Here is a 16770-nt window from a genome sequence, read left to right as displayed (position 1 = left end):
GGTGACCGCCGACCGGGGGAAGGGCATCCGGCAACCGCCGCCGCGCCGGGCCCGGCGCTACGCGCCGAGGCGTGCGTCCAGGTCCGACATGATCAGGTCGCCGACGATCGCGGCGGCGGCGCGGTAGCCGCCGCTCGCCGCGTAGACCACCTGCTCGGCGAAGCCCATCGCGTTGCCCGCGGTCCACACGCCCGGCACGGTGGTCCGGCCCGTCGGGTCCACCACGGGGTAGGCGCCGAACGGGGTCTCCATGAGCTCCGCGCCCAGCCGCTCCATCAGGCCGGTCCGCGGCACGGCGCGCGGGGCGACGAAGAGCACCGAGCACTCGTGGACGGAACCTCCCCCGGAGGGGGTGCCCCCGGCCGGCCGGACGCCGGTGAGCCGGTCGTCCTCGACCCGCAGCCCCGCGACCCGGCCGGGCACCACCTTCACCCCGGCCGCTGAGAGCCGGCGCAGGTCGTCGTCGGACAGCTCCTCCTCGGCCACCGTGTGCAGGAACAGGGTCACGTCGTCCGACCATCCGGACACCATCAGCGCCTGGTGGACGGAGAGCGGGCTGGTGGCGAGGACGCCGAAGCGCTCGCCGCGGACCTCCCAGCCGTGGCAGAACGGGCAGTGCAGCACGTCCCGTCCGAAGCGTTCGGCGACCCCGGCGACGTCCGGCAGCTCGTCCTTCAGGCCGGTGGCGACGATCAGCCGCCGCGCCCGCACGGTCCGCCCGCCGGCCAGCTCCACGGCGAAGTCCTCGCCCCGGGTCACCCCCACCACGCGGTCCCGGACGAATCCGACGCCGTAGCGAGCGATCTCCTCCCGGCCGAGCGCCAGGAACTCGGCGGGCGGCATGCCGTCCCGGGTCAGGTACCCCTGCATGTGGTCCGAGGGCGCGTTGCGCGGCTCACCGGCGTCGACGACCAGGGCGCGCCGCCGCGCCCGGCCGAGGACGAGGGCGGCGGAGAGCCCGGCCGCGCCGCCGCCGACGACGATCACTTCGTACGTTCCGGACAGGTCCTGCTTCTCGGTCATGGTGACCACCTCCGATCAGAAGGTCGCCCCTGAAGCACCGGATTGACAAACGCATTTGCCGGGTCTGCAAGAATGGACGCATGACTGCAGACGACGTACTCGCGGGAGTCGGACCGCGGCTGAGGCAGATCCGCAAGGAGCGCGAGGTCACGCTCGCCGCCCTGTCGGAGTCGACCGGTATCTCGGTCAGCACCCTGTCGCGGCTGGAGTCCGGCCTGCGCAAGCCGAGCCTAGAGCTGCTGCTGCCGATCGCCCAGGCCCATCAGGTCGCGCTGGACGAACTGGTCGGCGCCCCGCCCGTCGGTGACCCCCGGGTGCGCGCCCGGCCCATCGTGCGCCACGGCCGTACCCACTGGCCGCTCACCCGCCAGCCGGGCGGCCTCCAGGCGTTCAAGGTGCTCGAGCCGCAGCGCAAGGAGGAGCCGGACCCGCGGACGCACGAGGGATACGAGTGGCTCTACGTCCTGTCCGGCCGGCTGCGCCTGGTGCTCGGTGAGCACGACGTGGTGCTCGGCGCGGGCGAGGCGGCCGAGTTCGACACCCGCGTGCCGCACTGGTTCGGCTCGACGGGGGAGGGGCCGGTCGAGTTCCTCAGCCTGTTCGGCCCGCAGGGGGAGCGCATGCACGTGCGCGCCCGGCCCGCCCAGGCGTGACGGACGACCTGCCGCCACCTGTTCCCTGATCGGCAAGCGACCGCTTAGTATGCGGGAGAACCCGGACCGACAGTCGCGTGGAGGCCCCGCATGCAGGCATGGCAGGTGCACGAGAACGGCGAGCCGAGCGAGGTGATGCGCCTCGGCGAGGTCCCGCCCCCGACGCCGGGCGACGGCCAGGTCCTGATCAGGGTCCGGGCAGCCAACATCAACTTCCCGGACGCCCTGCTGTGCCGGGGCCAGTACCAGGTCAGGCCGCCCCTGCCGTTCACGCCCGGCGTGGAGGTCTGCGGCGAGACCGAGGACGGGCGCCGCGTGATCGCCAACCCGGTGCTCCCGCACGGCGGCTTCGCCGAGTACGCCGTCGCCGACGCCCGCGCCCTGCTGCCCGCGCCGGACACCCTGGACGACGCCGAGGCCGCCGCCCTGCACATCGGCTACCAGACGGGCTGGTTCGGCCTGCACCGCCGGGCCCGGCTGGAGGCCGGTGAGACCCTGCTCGTCCACGCCGCCGCCGGCGGGGTCGGCAGTGCGGCCGTGCAGCTCGGCAAGGCGGCCGGGGCGAGGGTCATCGGTGTCGTCGGCGGCGCCGGGAAGGCCGCCGTCGCCCGCGAACTGGGCTGCGACGTCGTGATCGACCGGCGGAGCGAGGACGTCGTCGCCGCCGTCAAGGAGGCCACCGGCGGCCGGGGCGCCGACGTGATCTACGACCCGGTGGGCGGCCAGGCCTACGCCCAGTCCGCCAAGACCGTCGCCTTCGAGGGCCGGATCGTGGTCGTCGGCTTCGCGAGCGGCACCATCCCCAGCCCCGCGCTGAACCACGCCCTGGTGAAGAACTACGCCGTCCTCGGCCTGCACTGGGGCCTGTACAACACCAAGAACCCCGAGCTGGTCCGGCACTGCCACGAGCAGCTCACCGAGCTGGCCGCTCGGGGCGCCGTCAAGCCGCTGGTGAGCGAGCGGGTGCCGCTCGACGGGGCCGCGGACGCCGTGCAGCGGGTGGCCGACGGCCGGACGACCGGCCGCGTCGCCGTCGTCCTCGAGAAGGGAGCCGCCGCATGACCGACGCCGACGAACTGCGCCGCCGCACACAGGAGTTGCTGGCCGCCCATCCGCCGGCCGCCACCGGCCGCCTCGACTTCCTCCGGGCCCGCTTCGACGCCGGCCTCGCCTGGGTGCACTACCCGGAGGGCCTCGGCGGACTCGACGCCCCCCGTTCCCTCCAGGCCGTGGTCGACGCCGAGCTCGCCGCCGCGGGCGCCCCCGACAACGACCCCCGGCGCATCGGCATCGGCCTCGGAATGGCGGCGCCGACGATCCTCCACTACGGCACCGACGAGCAGAAGCGCCGGCTGCTGCGCCCGCTGTGGACGGGCGAGGAGGTCTGGTGCCAGCTGTTCAGCGAGCCGGGCGCCGGCTCCGACCTCGCCGCGCTCGGCACGCGGGCCGTGCGGGAGGGCGACGAGTGGATCGTCGACGGGCAGAAGGTGTGGACCTCCAGCGCGCACCTCGCCCGCTGGGCCATCCTCATCGCCCGCACCGACCCCGACGTGCCCAAGCACCGGGGCATCACCTACTTCCTGTGCGACATGACCGACCCCGGCGTGGAGGTCCGTCCGCTGCGCCAGATCACCGGCGAGGCCGAGTTCAACGAGGTCTTCCTCACCGGCGTCCGCATCCCCGACGCCATGCGCCTGGGCGCGACGGGTGACGGCTGGCGGGTTGCGCAGACCACGCTGAACAACGAACGCGTCGCCATCGGCGGCACGCCGATCCCCCGCGAGGGCGGCATGATCGGCAAGGTCGCGGAGACCTGGCGGGACCGCCCCGGCCTGCGCACCCACGACCTGCACCAGCGGCTGCTCGGCCTGTGGGTCGAGGCCGAGGTCGCCCGGCTCACCGGCGTACGGCTGCGCCAGCAGCTGGCGGCCGGCCAGCCCGGCCCCGAGGGCGCCGGCATGAAGCTGAACTTCGCCCGCCTCAACCAGGAGATCAGCGGCCTCGAGGTCGAACTCCTCGGCGAGGAAGGCCTGCTGTACGACGACTGGACCATGCGCCGCCCCGAGCTGGTGGACTTCACCGGCCGAGACGCCGGGTACCGCTACCTGCGGTCCAAGGGCAACAGCATCGAGGGCGGGACCAGCGAGGTCCTGCTGAACATCGTCGCCGAGCGCGTCCTCGGCCTGCCCGCCGAACCGCGCACCGACAAGGACGTCGCCTGGAAGGACCTGGCCCGATGAGCGAGCCCGATCTGCTGTACTCGGAGGAGGAAGAGGCGCTGCGCGCCGCCGTCCGTGACCTGCTCACCGGCCACTGCGACCCGGCGGGCGTCGTCGCGCGCACCGAGTCCGACGCGCCCCACGACCTCGCCCTGTGGAAGTCGCTGGCCGAGGGCATGGGCCTGGCCGGGCTCCTGGTGCCCGAGGCGCAGGGCGGCCAGGGCGCCACGTACCGCGAGGCCGCCGTCGCCCTGGAGGAGCTGGGCCGGTCCGTCGCACCCGTGCCGTACCTGACGAGTGCCGTCGTCGCCACCGAGGCCCTGCTGGCCTGCGGCGCCGAGGACCTGCTCGGCGAGCTGGCCGCCGGACGCCGCATCGGCGCCCTCGCCGTCGGCCTGCACACCGCACCGGGCGCCGCCTACGCGACCGTACGGGTACAGGACGGCACGCTGCACGGGGAGCTGACCGGCATCGCCGACGCCGCCGTGGCCGACGTGCTGCTCGTCCCGGCCGACGACGGCGCCCTGTACGCGGTGGACGCCGACGCGGCGGCCGTCACCCCGCGCTCCTCCCTGGACCTGACCCGGCTGGTGGCGGCGGTCGTCCTCGACGGGGCGCCGGGACGCCGGCTCGGCGCGGCGGAACCCGCCGTACGGCGCGCCCTGCGAGCCGGTGCCGGACTGCTGGCCTCCGAGCAACTGGGCCTCGCCGACTGGTTGCTGACCGAGACGGTCCGCTACCTCGGGGAGCGCAGGCAGTTCAACCGCCAGGTCGGCGGCTTCCAGGCGCTCAAGCACCGGCTCGCCCGGCTGTGGCTGGAGGTCGCGGGTCTGCGCGCCGCCGCCCGCAACGCGGCCGACGCGCTGGCGAGCGGCCAGGACGCCGACGTGGCCGTCGCCGTGGCCCAGGCGTACGCGGCCCAGGTCGCCGTCCACGTCGCCGAGGAGGCGCTGCAACTGCACGGCGGCATCGGCATGACGTGGGAGCACCCGGTCCACCTCTACCTGAAGCGGGCCAAGGCCGACGCGATCGCCCACGGCACGGCGGGCGCCCACCGGGAGGCGCTGGCCGAACTGGCCGACCTGCGCGCCCCCTGACGGCGCCCGCCCGGCAGAAGCGATGCCCGTCCCCCTCGGGGGACGGGCATCGCCCGTGCGTGCCGTTCCACTGACATGAACGACCGGCGGACGTCCGGACAACTCCCCGCACGACTCTGCTCCTTGAGCTCCCGGGCCCCCATACTCACAGGCGTCCCGTACGGCACCTCCAGGGAGGCAGAGCATGGCCCTCACCACCCGACGCAGAGCCCTCACCACCCTCGGCGCCGCCCTCGCGGGCGCGGTCGCCCTGCCCGCCGGCACCGCGTCGGCGGGCGAGGGCAGGCGCGGACCCCGCCCGCTGTGGCGTGCGCACGCCCACAACGACTACGAGCACCCCCGCCCCCTTCTCGACGCCCTCGACCACCGCTTCGGCAGCGTCGAGGCCGACATCTACCTCGTCGACGGCCGGCTCCTGGTCGCCCACGACCCCGAGGACCTCGACCCCGCCCGCACCCTGGAGTCCCTCTACCTCGACCCGCTCGCCGCCCGCGTCCGCACCCGGCACGGCCGCGTGTACCGGGGCGACCGGCGCTCCCTGCAACTCCTCGTCGACATCAAGACCGAGGGGGCGTCGGCGTACCTGGAGCTCGACCGTCTCCTGCGCCGCTACAAGCACCTGTTCACCGGCTACGCCCACGGCCGGGTCCACCCCGGCGCGGTCACCGTGGTGGTCTCCGGAGACCGCGCCGCCCGCGCGCCGATGGCCGCCCAGCGTACGCGTCTGGCCTTCTACGACGGCCGTCTCACGGACCTCGGCACGACGGCCCCCGCCTCCTTCGTGCCGCTGATCAGCGACAACTGGACGCTCAACTTCACCTGGCAGGGCGTCGGCGCCTTCCCCGAGGCGGAGCGGGGCAAGCTGCGCGACCTCGTCGGCGCGGCGCACCGGCGTGGGCAGCGGGTGCGCTTCTGGGCCACCGCCGACCAGCCGGGTGCCGCCCGGGACGCGGTGTGGGGCGAGCTGCTCGCCGCGGGCGTCGACCACCTCAACACCGACGACCTAGCGGGGCTCGAGGCGTTCCTCGACGCCCGCCGCGGCGCGTAGCCGCCGCCGGAACATCACTCGTCCGGAGGACAGGTCAGCCGCCCGGATAAACCCTCCGTTGCGCCACACTTGCGGCCGAACGCCGCGAAGTGGACGTGGCGGAGGAGGTTGACGATGGCCATTTCCATCTCTGTGGTGCTGCTCCTGACGATCCTGGCGGTGCTCTTTTTGCGCAATGGGGGGCTCAAGATCTCCCACGCGCTGGTCTGCCTGCTGCTCGGCTTCTACCTGGCGAGCACGAGCATCGCCCCGACCATCAACAGCGGTCTCATGGCCACGGCGGACATCGTCGGCAGCCTCAGACCGTGACCGGGGCGGGGCGCCGCCGGGTCCCGCGGTCCCGGCGGCGCCCCGGCGGCTACGCGTCGAGGACGCGGGAGCGGATGAGGAAGCGCACCCCCTCGGGGGCCTCCAGCGAGAAGCCGCTGCCCCGTCCCTCGACGACGTCGACGATCAGCCGGGTGTGGCTCCACACCGCGAACTGGCTGCGTGACATCCAGAACGCCACCGGCTCCTCGACGCCCTCCACGACCAGTTCCGCGAGCAGGACGTCCGCGGCGCCGGTGCGGAACTCGCCGGCCGGGTAGCACATGGGCGCGCTGCCGTCGCAGCAGCCGCCGGACTGGTGGAACATCAGGGGCCCGTGCGCGGCCCGCAGGCGCCGCAGCAGGCCGGCCGCCGAGGCGGTGAGTTCGACGCGCGGGATCTCCTCGTATGTGTCGCCCATGCCCTGCATGCCAGCACGGGGAAGGTTGCGAGTGCGTTGCGGCGCCCGGGCCGCGGGGCGGGAACGCGGGGCGTCGCCGCGGGCGTGTCTCAGATCCCCCCGGCCGCCGAGCGGGGAAGCACCGTGACGCGGTGGAAGTTGCACCCCGAGGGCGGGTCCGCGGCCTGCTGCTGCGTCTGATGGGCTTTCAGGGCGATGCTCACCAGGCTCAGCAGCAGGTCGACGTCCGTGTCGCAGTCCAGGTGCACGGTCACCCAGCGGGAGCCGGGGACGAGGTGTATGGCACTGGAACCGCCGAGGTCGTACTGGAAGCGCTGGATGGCCCGGTGGGTCAGGTGGAGGTCCACGTCCCGGTCCGAGTGGAAGTGGACGATCTCGTCATGGGCGGAGCGCAGTGCCCGCCCGGTTCCGCAACTGGCCGGACCCGTGGTGAGGTCGGGCCAGGCGTGCAGCCGCTCGAAGGCGCGCTGGGCCAGAGTCATGCCCCCATCGTCGCCGGATCACCGCGTCGCAACCAGGGGTTGAGCGATTTGTAACCGGCACGTGAGGTCGGCGGGCGGGCCGGAGGTCCGGGCGGGCGCCGCGCGGGGTCGCGCGGCGCCCGCCTTCGCCGTACTACGGCGCCACGCAGCCGATCGTCCCCGTGGGGAGGTTGTTTCCGGTGGAGGTGGCGGTGAAGCCGAAGGACACGCTGCCGTCCGGCGGGACGACGCGGTTGTGGTCCACGTTGCGCACCGTGACCGTTCCGCCGTCACCGTTCGACAGGGAGCCGTTCCACACCCCGCCCAGCGTGGTCCCCGCCCCGGGCCGCCACTGCACGGCCCAGCCGTTCAGCGGCTGGGTGCCGTGGTTCATCACCTCGACGGAACCCTGGAAGCCGCCGCTCCAGGAGTTCACCACGGAGTAGATGGCCATGCAGTCGCCGGAGTGCGTGGGCGGCGGCGTGGTCGGGGGCGGCGTGGTCGGCGTGCCGCCCGAGCCGCGGATGCCGGTCACCTCGCCGTTGCCGCCGTCGAAGACGACGTCGGAGCAGGAGAAGAAGTTCTCCTGACTGTCCGAACGCACCCACTGCATGAAGATCAGCGCATCGCCCGAACGGCCCGAGGGCAGCGCCAGGTCCCAGTAGTAGTGGCCCCCCGACGTGCCGGGCGAGCCCTGCTGGGGCGGGTTGGTCACGGTCTGGATCAGCTGGAGGTCGTCCCAGCCCAGCTCGGAGGCGGGCGACCAGCCGGGCTTGGTCAGGTAGACGCGGAAGTCGCCGGGGTGTGCCGCCCAGTTGCTGTACTGCACCTTCATCGTCGCGCCCGACGTCAGATGCGTGCGGGGCCAGTCCGAGCGGGCGGCGTTGTAGGCGGAGAAGTCGTACGGGGAACGGTCGCCGGCGCTGCACAGCGTGCCGTCCGGCACGTAACCGGCCCCGCGGCCGCCCGCGTTGGAGTCGAGCACGGCGAACCAGTTGTACAGCGCCGTCGCCCCGCTGCGGTCGAGTGCGTCCCGGCACGCCGGGTTGGTCGGGTCCAGGGCACCGGTGCCGGTGACGGCGTCCAGTTGGCACAGGTACGTGCGCGAGCCGGGCATCATCGCCACGCCGTGCGCCTCGGCGCGGCCCTGCCCGAACAGGACGGTCACGCCGAGCGCGCCGAGCAGGGTGGCGAGCACCGCCGCCAGGGACAGGTATCTGTTCCGTCGAACCATGGGGGGTCTCCTGTTTCGCTCAGTGGACGATGTCGACGATCCGTTCGTGACCATCAGGAGGTGGGTGTTCTGCCCTGTGCTGGAGCCCCCGCCCGTCCGGGGGAGGAACCGACCGGACGGGCGGGGGAGTGGGGGGAGGGGATGACACTGCCGTACGGCCGGTAGACGGCCGCTCGGCGTTACGCGGTCGCGCAGGCGGTGCCGTTGAGGCGGTAGGCGTCCGGCTCGGAGAAGGAGCCGCCGTAGGTCCCCTGGAAGCCGAACGTCAGGCTGCCGCCGGGGGCGATCCGGGCGTTGTGGCCCAGGCCGGTCGCCTGACGGCGCCCGTTGAGGGGGTCACCGAGGCATTCCAGGCGTTCGTGACGCGCTGCCCGGAGGGCAGCGTGAAGGCGAGCTGCCAGCCGTCGACGGGGGAGGCGGAGGTGTTGGTGACGGTGACGTTCGCGGTGAAGCCGCCCGGCCAGGCGTTCGTGGCGTACGCGACCTCGCACGCCGCGGGATCGCCGGGGTCGCCCGGCTCGCCGGGCCCGGAGGGGCCGCCGTCCGTGTCGGTCTCCGAGGAGAAGGAGGTCACCGCCAGCCCTGCGCCGCCCTGCCACGGCTCGAAGCCCGCCTGGACGCTCGTCAGGTACCAGTCGTTCGCGGCGAGTCCGCGCGAGACGGCCTGCCGGGCGAAGTCCATGACGTCGAAGCTCCAGCTGGTGATCGCCGAGGGGGCGACGAAGGACAGCACGTCGTTGGAGCCGTTGCTGCCCGACCACACCTCCCACGAGCGTCCCGCCACGGTGGCCGTGCCCACCTTGGCGCCCACCGGCTGGACCGGGCCCGTGTGATGGAACCAGACCATGATCTCGGTCCGGTTCACCCCGTCGGTCCGGGGCGTCGGGTCGAGCCAGATGTCGTAGGCGGCGTCGTAGACCGCGTTGTCGACGTAGCCGAAGGACACGCTGGTGGGCGCCTCGGCGATGTCGCTCAGCCGGGCCGGAAGGCGCGTGCCCGGCGCGCAGACGGTGTAGTGGCAGCCGTCGAAGACGGACGGGTACGACTTCGGGGCGCCGTTGGTGGGCACGGAGCCGTCGGCCCGGTCGACCCGGAAGCCCGAGTCGGTGACGGTGACGCACTGTGTCGCGCTGGTGCCCCAGCGGTTGTTCTGGACGACGTAGCGGCCCTGGATCGTCGCCGTGCCGAACGCCTCGCAGATCGCGGTGTCCGCCTGGGCCGGCGCGGCCGTGGTGACGAGGGACACCACCACGGCGAAAGCCGCGAGAAGAGCGCCCGACAAGCGTCGGAAGGGGCGGACCTGGTGCCATGACGGTCGCATGTGGGGGCCTTTCCGGGAGAGTGCGGGGACGTGGGGGAGCCGGTGCGGGAGCGCTCCCACCTCCCCACGGGTGGGAGCGCTCCCACTTACCGGTGTGCTCAGGACTGTAGGAGTAGCTCATGTCCCTGACAAGGCTGTGCGCACCGATGCCGTCGAACGAATCTCGAAGACCCAGGTCAGCGGGTGGCGGGTCCCTGGGGCCGGGCGCCCCACGCGGCGGCGCATAGGGGCCGGTCGATCTCCTCCGTGTAGACGGCGGCGGCGAGCCAGGCGCGGGCGAAGCGGCCGGCGTCCGCCGGGAGGAGCCGGCCGAACGGGTCCCGGCCGCGGTCGGTGGCGGCGGCGTGCAGCGCGTCCAGGAGTTCACCGGCCGTCGCCAGGCCGTGCCGGCGCAGCCGCGGGCCGTCGGCGGCACCGCCGCCGGGGAACGCCAGCACGCGGCGCCCGCCGGAGGCGGCCTGGTGGACCCGCCTGCGCAGCAGATGCACCGGGGCCTCGTCGATGTCGGGCGCCGGCACGGCGGCCGGCGGTACGGGCGCGGGCAGGTCCGCGCGGCGGAGCCGGTCCAGGCCCAGGTCGACCCGGGCGCCGGGGTCGGTGGGGTGGCTGACGGCCAGGAGCAGGGCGCGGGGGAACGGGGCCGGCGTGAGACGGGCGACGAGACGCAGCCGCGCCCCCGGGGCGTCCGCCAGGAGGCGGAGGTTGTCGCGGTGGGGCAGGGCGGGGTCGTCATGGGCGGCGGCGAGACGCAGCGTCAGCCCGGCGCAGTCGGCGAGCAGGCACTCGCCCGCCGCCTCGCGCACCGTGCCGGTGAGCGTGACGTCGAGGAACAGCAGGTCCTGGTCGGTCGTCAGCGCACGGGACACCTGCTCGGCCACCGGAACCGCCCACAGGCGGTCGAGCGGCTCGGCGTGCCACGCGGCGCCGGAGGCGCGCACCGCCCGGACGCCCGCCCCCGCGCCCAGGCGGCCCGTCGGGGAGACCGTCGCGCCGGACACGACGAGCCCGGCGCGCGACAGTTCACGGTGGGTCAGGGTCGTGTCGCCGATGCGTACACCGCGGTCCGCGGCGCCCGTGGCCCGGCCGGCACCGCCCGGCGCGACGTCGGAGACGGTGTACAGCGTGCCCGTCGCGTCGGCGGTCCAGGTGACGGCGCCCGCGTACCCGGTCGCCGTGAGGACGGGCTCCGAGAACAGCCCGTACAGGCGCAGCGAACCGTTCGGGGTGTACGGCTGCCGCACGCTGCCGCGCAGCGCGGAGAGCTCCTGCCCGACGGCGTCCGGGAGGCGGTGGGCGGTCGCCAGGACGTCGCGGAGGGCGGCGGCGAGGTCGGTGAGGCGGTAGGCGGGGTCGGCGCTCCGGGCGGCGCGCAACGCCGTGACGACGGAGACCGCGCGGCCCGCCGCCCGGGGGAGACCCGCGAGCCGCGCGGTGTGCGCCGCGCGCAGCAGCTCGGCCTGGACCACGGCGCCGGCGCCGTCCGTCCCGGCCTCCAGCACCGCGGCGGCGGCGTCCCGCAGGTCGGCCGCGGCGGCGCGCTGCTCGGGGGTGGCCGCGCCGGGGGCCGGCTGCGGAACGGTGGAAGGCGGTGGCGGAGCGGTGGGGGAGGGGCGCGGGGCGGCCGGTGGCGGCTGCGCCGGATCCGTGTCCGAGGGCTCCGCCGGGCCCTGGGCACGTGGTGCGGCCGCCACGGCGGCGGGTGGCCGTGCATGGTCCGTGGTGGGCGGTGCGGCCGTGTCGGCGCCCGGTGGCTGTGCCGGGTCCGGGGTGGGTGGTTCGGCCGGGGCGGCGGGCGGCGACTGTGCCGGGTCGGCGACCGGTGCGGCCGAGGCCGCGGCGGCGCGGTGCAGGCAGCCGGGCGCGAGCAGGCACCCGCAGCGGATCGCGTCCGCACTGGCCACCACGCCCGCGGGGGCGTGCAGTTCGAGGTCGGTGTCGTCGTCCACGGCGACGCGCACGACGTCGCCGTCGCGGACCGCCGGCCGACCCGCCACCTTGGCGACCCCCGCGTCCAGCCGCTTGCGCAGCCGGGGTGTCAGCGCCGCGACGAGCTCGGCGGTCACCGCCGGGTCGACCGGCGGAAGCTGCGCGTTCACGAGATCTTCTCCCCTACCCAGCGGGCGAGTTCGAGCGGACTGAGGGCGGCGACCGGCATGCCCGCCGCGACGAGCCGGCCCGCGACGCCGGTGGAGTACCGGGGCCGTCCCGCGTCGTCGAGGCTCGCGCAGCCCAGGACGTGGCAGCCGGCTCCGACCAGGGCGCGTACCTCGGCGAGCAGGCCGCCCACCGGGTAGCCCTCCTCGAAGTCGCTGACGACCACGACGAGGGTGCGCGACGGCACGGTGACGAGCTCTCGGGCGTGCCGCAGGCCCGCCGCGATGTGGGTGCCACCGCCCACGCTGACCTCGAGCAGCAGGGACAGCGGGTCGTCCACGTGGTCCGTGAGGTCGATGACCTCCGTGGAGAAGGCCAGGAAGTGCGTGGACAGGGTGGGCACCCCCGCCAGCACCGAGGCCGTGAGCGCGGACCAGATCGTGGACGCCTCCATGGACCCCGACACGTCGGTCACCAGGATCAGCCGCCAGTCGGCGGCGCGCCGGGCACGGGTGCGGAAGACGGGCCGCTCGGGGACGACCCGGACGGTGCCGTCCGGGCCGCGGCGGGCGGACGCCAGGTTGGCCCGCAGCGTGCGGGCCAGGTCCAGGCCGCCGCCCGGCCGGCGGCTCGGGCGGGGCAGGACCGTGCCGTGCAGCGCGGGACGCAGCCGGGTGGCCAGCTGCAGGGTCAGCGCGTCGACCAGCCGCCGGACGAGCGGCCGCAGCGCGGCCAGGCGCGCCTCCGGCAGGCCGCCCGCGTGGCGCAGCACGGTCCGCAGCAGGTCGACGGAGGGCCGTGCGCTGTCCGGGTGCAGCTCGGACAGGACGTCCGGCCGGCCCGACGCGGCCGCGGCCGCCAGCACCTCTTCGCGGATGCCCGGACCGAAGAGCGCCGCCAGGTCCTCCGACCACTCCCGCACGCCGGGGTAGGGAGCCTCCCGGCCCCCCTTGCCGCGGCCGGCTCCGCCCGGGCCACCGCGGCTGCCCTCGCCCCGCCCGCTGCCGTACAGCTCGTCCAGGGCCGTGGCCAGGGCGGCCGCCGACGGGGACAGCCGGTCGGTCCGGCGGCCCAGCACGAGCCGCCAGCGGTCGGCCGGGGCCGGCCGGCGCTCCTCGGCCGGGGTGGCGGGCGTCGCGTGCCCGTGCGCGGCGGCGGACCCGGTTGCTCCGGCCTCGTCGGCCGGTGGCGGGGGCAGCAGACCGAGTGCGCCGAGAGTGGCTCGGGCGGCGAGATCCGCGCCCGTCCACCGGGCGAGGGCGACGGGATCCACGGTGCCCGTGTCCCCCAGGTGACCGACGGCCAGCCGCTCCTCGACGGTGGTGAGCAGCCGGTCGCGGGCCGCCGGACTGAGGGCGTCGAAGCCGCCGCGCAGCGCGGGCAGGCGGTCGAGGAAATCCCGGTCGGGCAGTTCGGACACCCGGTTCAGAAGTGGTTCCAGTGCCGGGGCCGCTGACTCCAGGAGCGGGCCGGCGGCCGTCAGCAGACCGGTCAGCCGCGCGGTGAGCGCGGACCGGGACGCCGGGTCGTTCGCCGTGTCGACCCATGCGGCGACACGCTCGCCGAACAAGCGTGGGTCATCGTGCCCGAGGAGCACCCGGACGGCTCCGGCGGCGCCGAGCATCAGGGGCGAGCCGTCCCGGGCCAGCCGGGCCAGGGCGTCGGTCAGCCGGACGCCGCCGAGGAGGTCCGCCCGATGGGCGAGCTCCAGCAGGGCGTGCGCGTCCGCCGGGTCCTCGCAGCCGGCCATGCCGTCCACCTGCCGCACCGCCGCGGCGGTCAGCAGCCCGGCCACGGCGGCGGCCCGGGCGGTACGGTCCTCGTCGGCGCCGAGCCCGGCGAAATGCCCCGCGCGCAACCGGTCGAGCAGTCCCAGACCGGTCAGGAGCTCGGACAGTTTCGCGGCGCCGGGCAGCACCTCGGCGGCCTCCGCGAGCCGCGCGTCCGCCAGCTCCGGCAGGCCGCACTCCGCCGCCTGCCGCAGCCCCTCCAGCGTCTGCGCGGGCGTGGGCCCGCCCTCGTCCCGCTCCGCCCGCCACCGCTCCCGCAGTACCCCTTCGGCGGCCTGCGCGGGCGTGACACCGCGCACCCCGGCCGCGGACAGCATGGCCTCGGTCGCCGGTGTCCAGCGCACCTCCCACCGGGTCGTCAGGGCCTCGGCACCGCCCGCGCCGACCACGTCCCGCGGCTCGGCGTACGGCACACCGCACACGGTCAGCCGGCGCAGCAGCAGGTCTCGCCGCCGGTCGAGGTCGGACCGCAGCGGATCGAGGCGCAGGTCCCGGGCGTTCGCGCCGCCCGGGACGCCGGACCCGGGACCCGGCAGGCCCAGGGCCGACACCTCCGCCTCGACCGCCGGGGCGAGGCCGCTGCGCGGCGCCCCCGGCGCGGGACGGCCCTCTCGCGTGCCGACGAGCACCTCTTCCATCGCCCGCGCGACGGCCCGCCCCCTGCCGTACGGCTCGCCCTGCGCGAGGACCGACTGCACCGCCTCGACCAGCTCCCCCCGGCCCGCCGCCGGCAGCCCCCGCAGCCGTGCGAGGTCCGAGGCGAACCGGGTGATCTCACGCGCGTCGGCGGGCCCCGACGGGTGCCCCAGGGCACGCAGGCCCGCGCACACCCGCACGGCCGTCCGGGTCAGTGCCTCCTCCAGGGCGACCGGATCGCCCGCCGCGCCCAGGACCTGGTGCTGCCACTCCGGGTCCCGGATACCGGCCGGATAGCCCGACCGCTCGTCCAGGAGCGCGTAGGTGTACGGGATGAGCGAGGTCGTCCACACCGGCCGCCCGGTGCCGGTGCCCGTTTCCCGTACGGTCCCGGCCCCCGGTTCGTGTCCTGTTCCGGCGCCCGACCCCCGCGGGGCGTCGGCCTCCGTTCCGGCTCCCGTCCCGGCGCCGCGCCCGGCCCCCGCCTTGGCTCCGGTCCGGGTGCCCGTCGCGGCTGCGGTCCCGGCGGCCGCGACGGTCCCGTTCGCCGTCTTCCCGGCGGGGAACGCCAGGGCCGGGGCGTGGAACGCGCCGACGACCAGGGCGGCCCGCTCGCCGTGCGCGGTGGCGGCGGCCAGCCGGTCCCGCATCCACTGCTCGCGGCGCAGATCCAGCTCGGGCACACCGCCCGAGGAGGCCGCCTCCTCGCGCAGGGCCCACCCGGTCAGCAGCGCGGCACGGCGCAGCGCCTCGGGTGCGGAGCCGGGAGCCGTCGCCTCGACCAGACGGTCCCAGAGGTCCTCACCGGGACGGCCGGTGAGCCGGGCCCGCAGCGCGGTGGTGAGATCCCGCCGGCCGGACTCCGGGCCGGTGCGCGTGGGGCCGGGGCTCCGGCCCGCGCCCCACGCCCGGTCGGCCAGCGGCAGATCGCACGCGACGACCGGGACCCCGCGCCGGGCCGCCCAGCGTACGGCGGCGAGTTCGGGCGAGAAGTCGGCGAAGGGATAGAACGCCGGCCCCCCGCCCCCCTCGGTGGGCGCCGCGGCGAGCGCGACCGGCGCCCGGGTCTCCTCGTGGCCGAGCCAGGGCAGCCACTCCTGCATCTCGGCGGGGAGTTCGACCAGCAGGACGTCCGGAGCGGCTCCGTCCAGCAGTACCGGCACGGCCGCGGCCAGGGACGGCGCGTGGTGCCGGACGCCGATGAGATACGGCACCGCCGGGTCCGTGAGGGCGTCGGCCGCCTCGCCGGGCGACAGGGACGGTGAGGGCGAGGAGGGCGGGGAGAGGGACACGGCGGTCAGGCCTCCAGGACCGTGCGCAGGTCCCACAGGGTGCGCCAGGTGGCCGAACCCTGCTCCGCGCGGCGCCGCACCGGACCGTCCCAGTAGCCGCGCAGCCGGGCCGCGTCGGCGGGGTCGTCCTTGCGCACGACGCCGAGGAGATGGCCGGGCAGCAGCCCCAGCACGTCGCGGTCGCCGGGGAAGTAGGCCGCGGCCAGCCCCAGCGCGCCCGCGACGGACACGGCTTCCGCGGTGCTCATCACGGTGGACGGCCGCTCGACCTCCCAGCCCTCCGCCGACCGTCCCTCGCGCAGGTCGCGGAACGCGGTGACCAGCGCCTCCAGTACCGCGTCGTCGACCCGGAACGGCGCCCCGGCCCGCTCGACCGAGGCCCGCGCCTGGCTGCGGACCAGGGCCGTCTCCGCATCGAGGTCGGGGATCGGGCCGACCGTCTCGAAGTTGAAGCGGCGCTTGAGCGCGGCGGACATCTCGGAGACGCCCTTGTCACGCAGGTTGGCGGTGGCGATGAGATTGAACCCCGGTGCCGCGTGCGCCAGGGAGCCATCGGTGCCCGCCAGCTCGGGCACGGCGATGCGCCGCTCGGAGAGCAGGGAGACCAGGGAGTCCTGCACCTCCGGCAGACAGCGGGTGACCTCCTCCACGCGGGCGATGCCGCCGCGGCGCATCGCGGTCAGGACGGGCGAGGGGACGAGCGCCTGCGGGCTGGGCCCCTGGGCCAGCAGCAGCGAGTAGTTCCAGCCGTACTTCAGCTGGTCCTCGGTCGTGCCCGCCGTGCCCTGCACCACCAGGCCGCTGGTGCCGCAGACGGCGGCGGACAGCAGCTCGGACAGCATGGACTTGGCGGTGCCCGGCTCGCCCACCAGCAGCAGGCCCCGCTCCCCGGCCAGGGTGACGACACACCGCTCGACCAGCGCCCGGTCGCCGACGAACTTGCCCGCCACCTCCAGCCGGCGCGGCACGCCCTCGGGCGCCTCGGCGTCGTCGGGCAGGCGCAGGGCGAGGCCGTCGCTGCCCATGACGAAGGTGACGACCGCCCGGGGCGTGAGCCGCCAGGCGGGCGGACGCGGTCCCGCGTCGTACGCGGCGAGGAAGGCCAGTTCGGTGGCGTACCGGTCCTCCGGCGGCACGATCTGGCGGGTTGTGTCGGGGGACAGGGTGGTGGTCAT

13 protein-coding genes and 1 pseudogene are annotated in these 16770 nt (G+C 75.5%); 6 read left to right on the top strand and 8 right to left on the bottom strand.

Annotated features, from left to right (window positions below; all coding sequences use genetic code 11):
• Positions 1-57 precede the first annotated feature (57 nt).
• Positions 58-1023, bottom strand: coding sequence for an NAD(P)/FAD-dependent oxidoreductase (locus AC0VYN_RS22355; RefSeq protein ID WP_475532405.1), 966 nt, complete (start codon positions 1021-1023; stop codon positions 58-60).
• Positions 1024-1103: 80 nt separating this feature from the next.
• Here AC0VYN_RS22355 and AC0VYN_RS22350 point away from each other — a divergent pair, with 80 nt between their 5' ends.
• The 6 genes from AC0VYN_RS22350 (at position 1104) to AC0VYN_RS22325 (ending at position 6349) form a co-directional block, all read left to right on the top strand.
• Complete coding sequence (locus AC0VYN_RS22350; protein WP_385466261.1) at positions 1104-1676, top strand: helix-turn-helix domain-containing protein; 573 nt, start codon at positions 1104-1106, stop codon at positions 1674-1676.
• A gap of 90 nt (positions 1677-1766) precedes the next feature.
• The gene (locus tag AC0VYN_RS22345) at positions 1767-2738 is read left to right on the top strand and encodes an NADPH:quinone oxidoreductase family protein (RefSeq protein ID WP_475532404.1); all 972 of its coding nucleotides are present in this window, start codon (positions 1767-1769) and stop codon (positions 2736-2738) included.
• Complete coding sequence (locus AC0VYN_RS22340; protein ID WP_475532403.1) at positions 2735-3916, top strand: acyl-CoA dehydrogenase family protein; 1182 nt, start codon at positions 2735-2737, stop codon at positions 3914-3916. The genes AC0VYN_RS22345 and AC0VYN_RS22340 overlap by 4 nt, the downstream gene beginning before the upstream one ends.
• Entirely contained in the window at positions 3913-4992 is a 1080-nt protein-coding gene (locus AC0VYN_RS22335; protein WP_475532402.1) for an acyl-CoA dehydrogenase family protein, read from the top strand. Before AC0VYN_RS22340 ends, AC0VYN_RS22335 begins: the two co-directional genes overlap by 4 nt.
• A gap of 184 nt (positions 4993-5176) precedes the next feature.
• Entirely contained in the window at positions 5177-6040 is an 864-nt protein-coding gene (locus AC0VYN_RS22330) for a phosphatidylinositol-specific phospholipase C/glycerophosphodiester phosphodiesterase family protein (RefSeq protein WP_475532401.1), read from the top strand.
• A gap of 114 nt (positions 6041-6154) precedes the next feature.
• Complete coding sequence (locus AC0VYN_RS22325; RefSeq protein ID WP_385466275.1) at positions 6155-6349, top strand: hypothetical protein; 195 nt, start codon at positions 6155-6157, stop codon at positions 6347-6349.
• A gap of 49 nt (positions 6350-6398) precedes the next feature.
• Here AC0VYN_RS22325 and AC0VYN_RS22320 read toward each other — a convergent pair whose 3' ends face one another.
• The 7 genes and pseudogenes from AC0VYN_RS22320 to AC0VYN_RS22290 form a co-directional block, all read right to left on the bottom strand.
• Entirely contained in the window at positions 6399-6767 is a 369-nt protein-coding gene (locus tag AC0VYN_RS22320) for a DUF779 domain-containing protein (protein WP_385466278.1), read from the bottom strand.
• Between the two features lie 89 nt (positions 6768-6856).
• Positions 6857-7249 carry a luciferase domain-containing protein gene (locus AC0VYN_RS22315; protein WP_475532400.1) on the bottom strand — a complete coding sequence of 131 codons (393 nt, stop codon included), beginning with the start codon at positions 7247-7249 and terminating at the stop codon, positions 6857-6859.
• 133 nt (positions 7250-7382) lie between these two features.
• Entirely contained in the window at positions 7383-8462 is a 1080-nt protein-coding gene (locus AC0VYN_RS22310; protein ID WP_475532399.1) for a lytic polysaccharide monooxygenase auxiliary activity family 9 protein, read from the bottom strand.
• Between the two features lie 179 nt (positions 8463-8641).
• A pseudogene (locus AC0VYN_RS22305) lies at positions 8642-9783 on the bottom strand (glycoside hydrolase family 12 protein).
• A gap of 176 nt (positions 9784-9959) precedes the next feature.
• The gene (locus tag AC0VYN_RS22300; RefSeq protein ID WP_475532398.1) at positions 9960-11879 is read right to left on the bottom strand and encodes a hypothetical protein; all 1920 of its coding nucleotides are present in this window, start codon (positions 11877-11879) and stop codon (positions 9960-9962) included.
• Positions 11876-15595, bottom strand: a complete 3720-nt coding sequence (locus tag AC0VYN_RS22295; protein WP_475532397.1) for a vWA domain-containing protein — start codon at positions 15593-15595, stop codon at positions 11876-11878. Before AC0VYN_RS22295 ends, AC0VYN_RS22300 begins: the two co-directional genes overlap by 4 nt.
• Positions 15596-15600: 5 nt before the next feature.
• Complete coding sequence (locus tag AC0VYN_RS22290; RefSeq protein WP_385470696.1) at positions 15601-16770, bottom strand: ATP-binding protein; 1170 nt, start codon at positions 16768-16770, stop codon at positions 15601-15603.

The organism is Streptomyces sp. 63XJN7_1_ISO-PGPR-S23-121 (assembly GCF_056173025.1).
Note: the sequence above shows the minus strand (reverse complement) of the source record. Positions and strands in the feature narration are given on the sequence as shown.

Coding starts and splice junctions, on each gene's coding strand:
- AC0VYN_RS22345 (WP_475532404.1), top strand. CDS start 1,767: ATGCAGGCATGGCAGGTGCACGAGAACGGCGAGCCGAGCGAGGTGATG.
- AC0VYN_RS22330 (WP_475532401.1), top strand. CDS start 5,177: ATGGCCCTCACCACCCGACGCAGAGCCCTCACCACCCTCGGCGCCGCC.
- AC0VYN_RS22290 (WP_385470696.1), bottom strand. CDS start 16,770: ATGACCACCACCCTGTCCCCCGACACAACCCGCCAGATCGTGCCGCCG.
- AC0VYN_RS22325 (WP_385466275.1), top strand. CDS start 6,155: ATGGCCATTTCCATCTCTGTGGTGCTGCTCCTGACGATCCTGGCGGTG.
- AC0VYN_RS22355 (WP_475532405.1), bottom strand. CDS start 1,023: ATGACCGAGAAGCAGGACCTGTCCGGAACGTACGAAGTGATCGTCGTC.
- AC0VYN_RS22340 (WP_475532403.1), top strand. CDS start 2,735: ATGACCGACGCCGACGAACTGCGCCGCCGCACACAGGAGTTGCTGGCC.
- AC0VYN_RS22320 (WP_385466278.1), bottom strand. CDS start 6,767: ATGGGCGACACATACGAGGAGATCCCGCGCGTCGAACTCACCGCCTCG.
- AC0VYN_RS22310 (WP_475532399.1), bottom strand. CDS start 8,462: ATGGTTCGACGGAACAGATACCTGTCCCTGGCGGCGGTGCTCGCCACC.
- AC0VYN_RS22335 (WP_475532402.1), top strand. CDS start 3,913: ATGAGCGAGCCCGATCTGCTGTACTCGGAGGAGGAAGAGGCGCTGCGC.
- AC0VYN_RS22350 (WP_385466261.1), top strand. CDS start 1,104: ATGACTGCAGACGACGTACTCGCGGGAGTCGGACCGCGGCTGAGGCAG.
- AC0VYN_RS22315 (WP_475532400.1), bottom strand. CDS start 7,249: ATGACTCTGGCCCAGCGCGCCTTCGAGCGGCTGCACGCCTGGCCCGAC.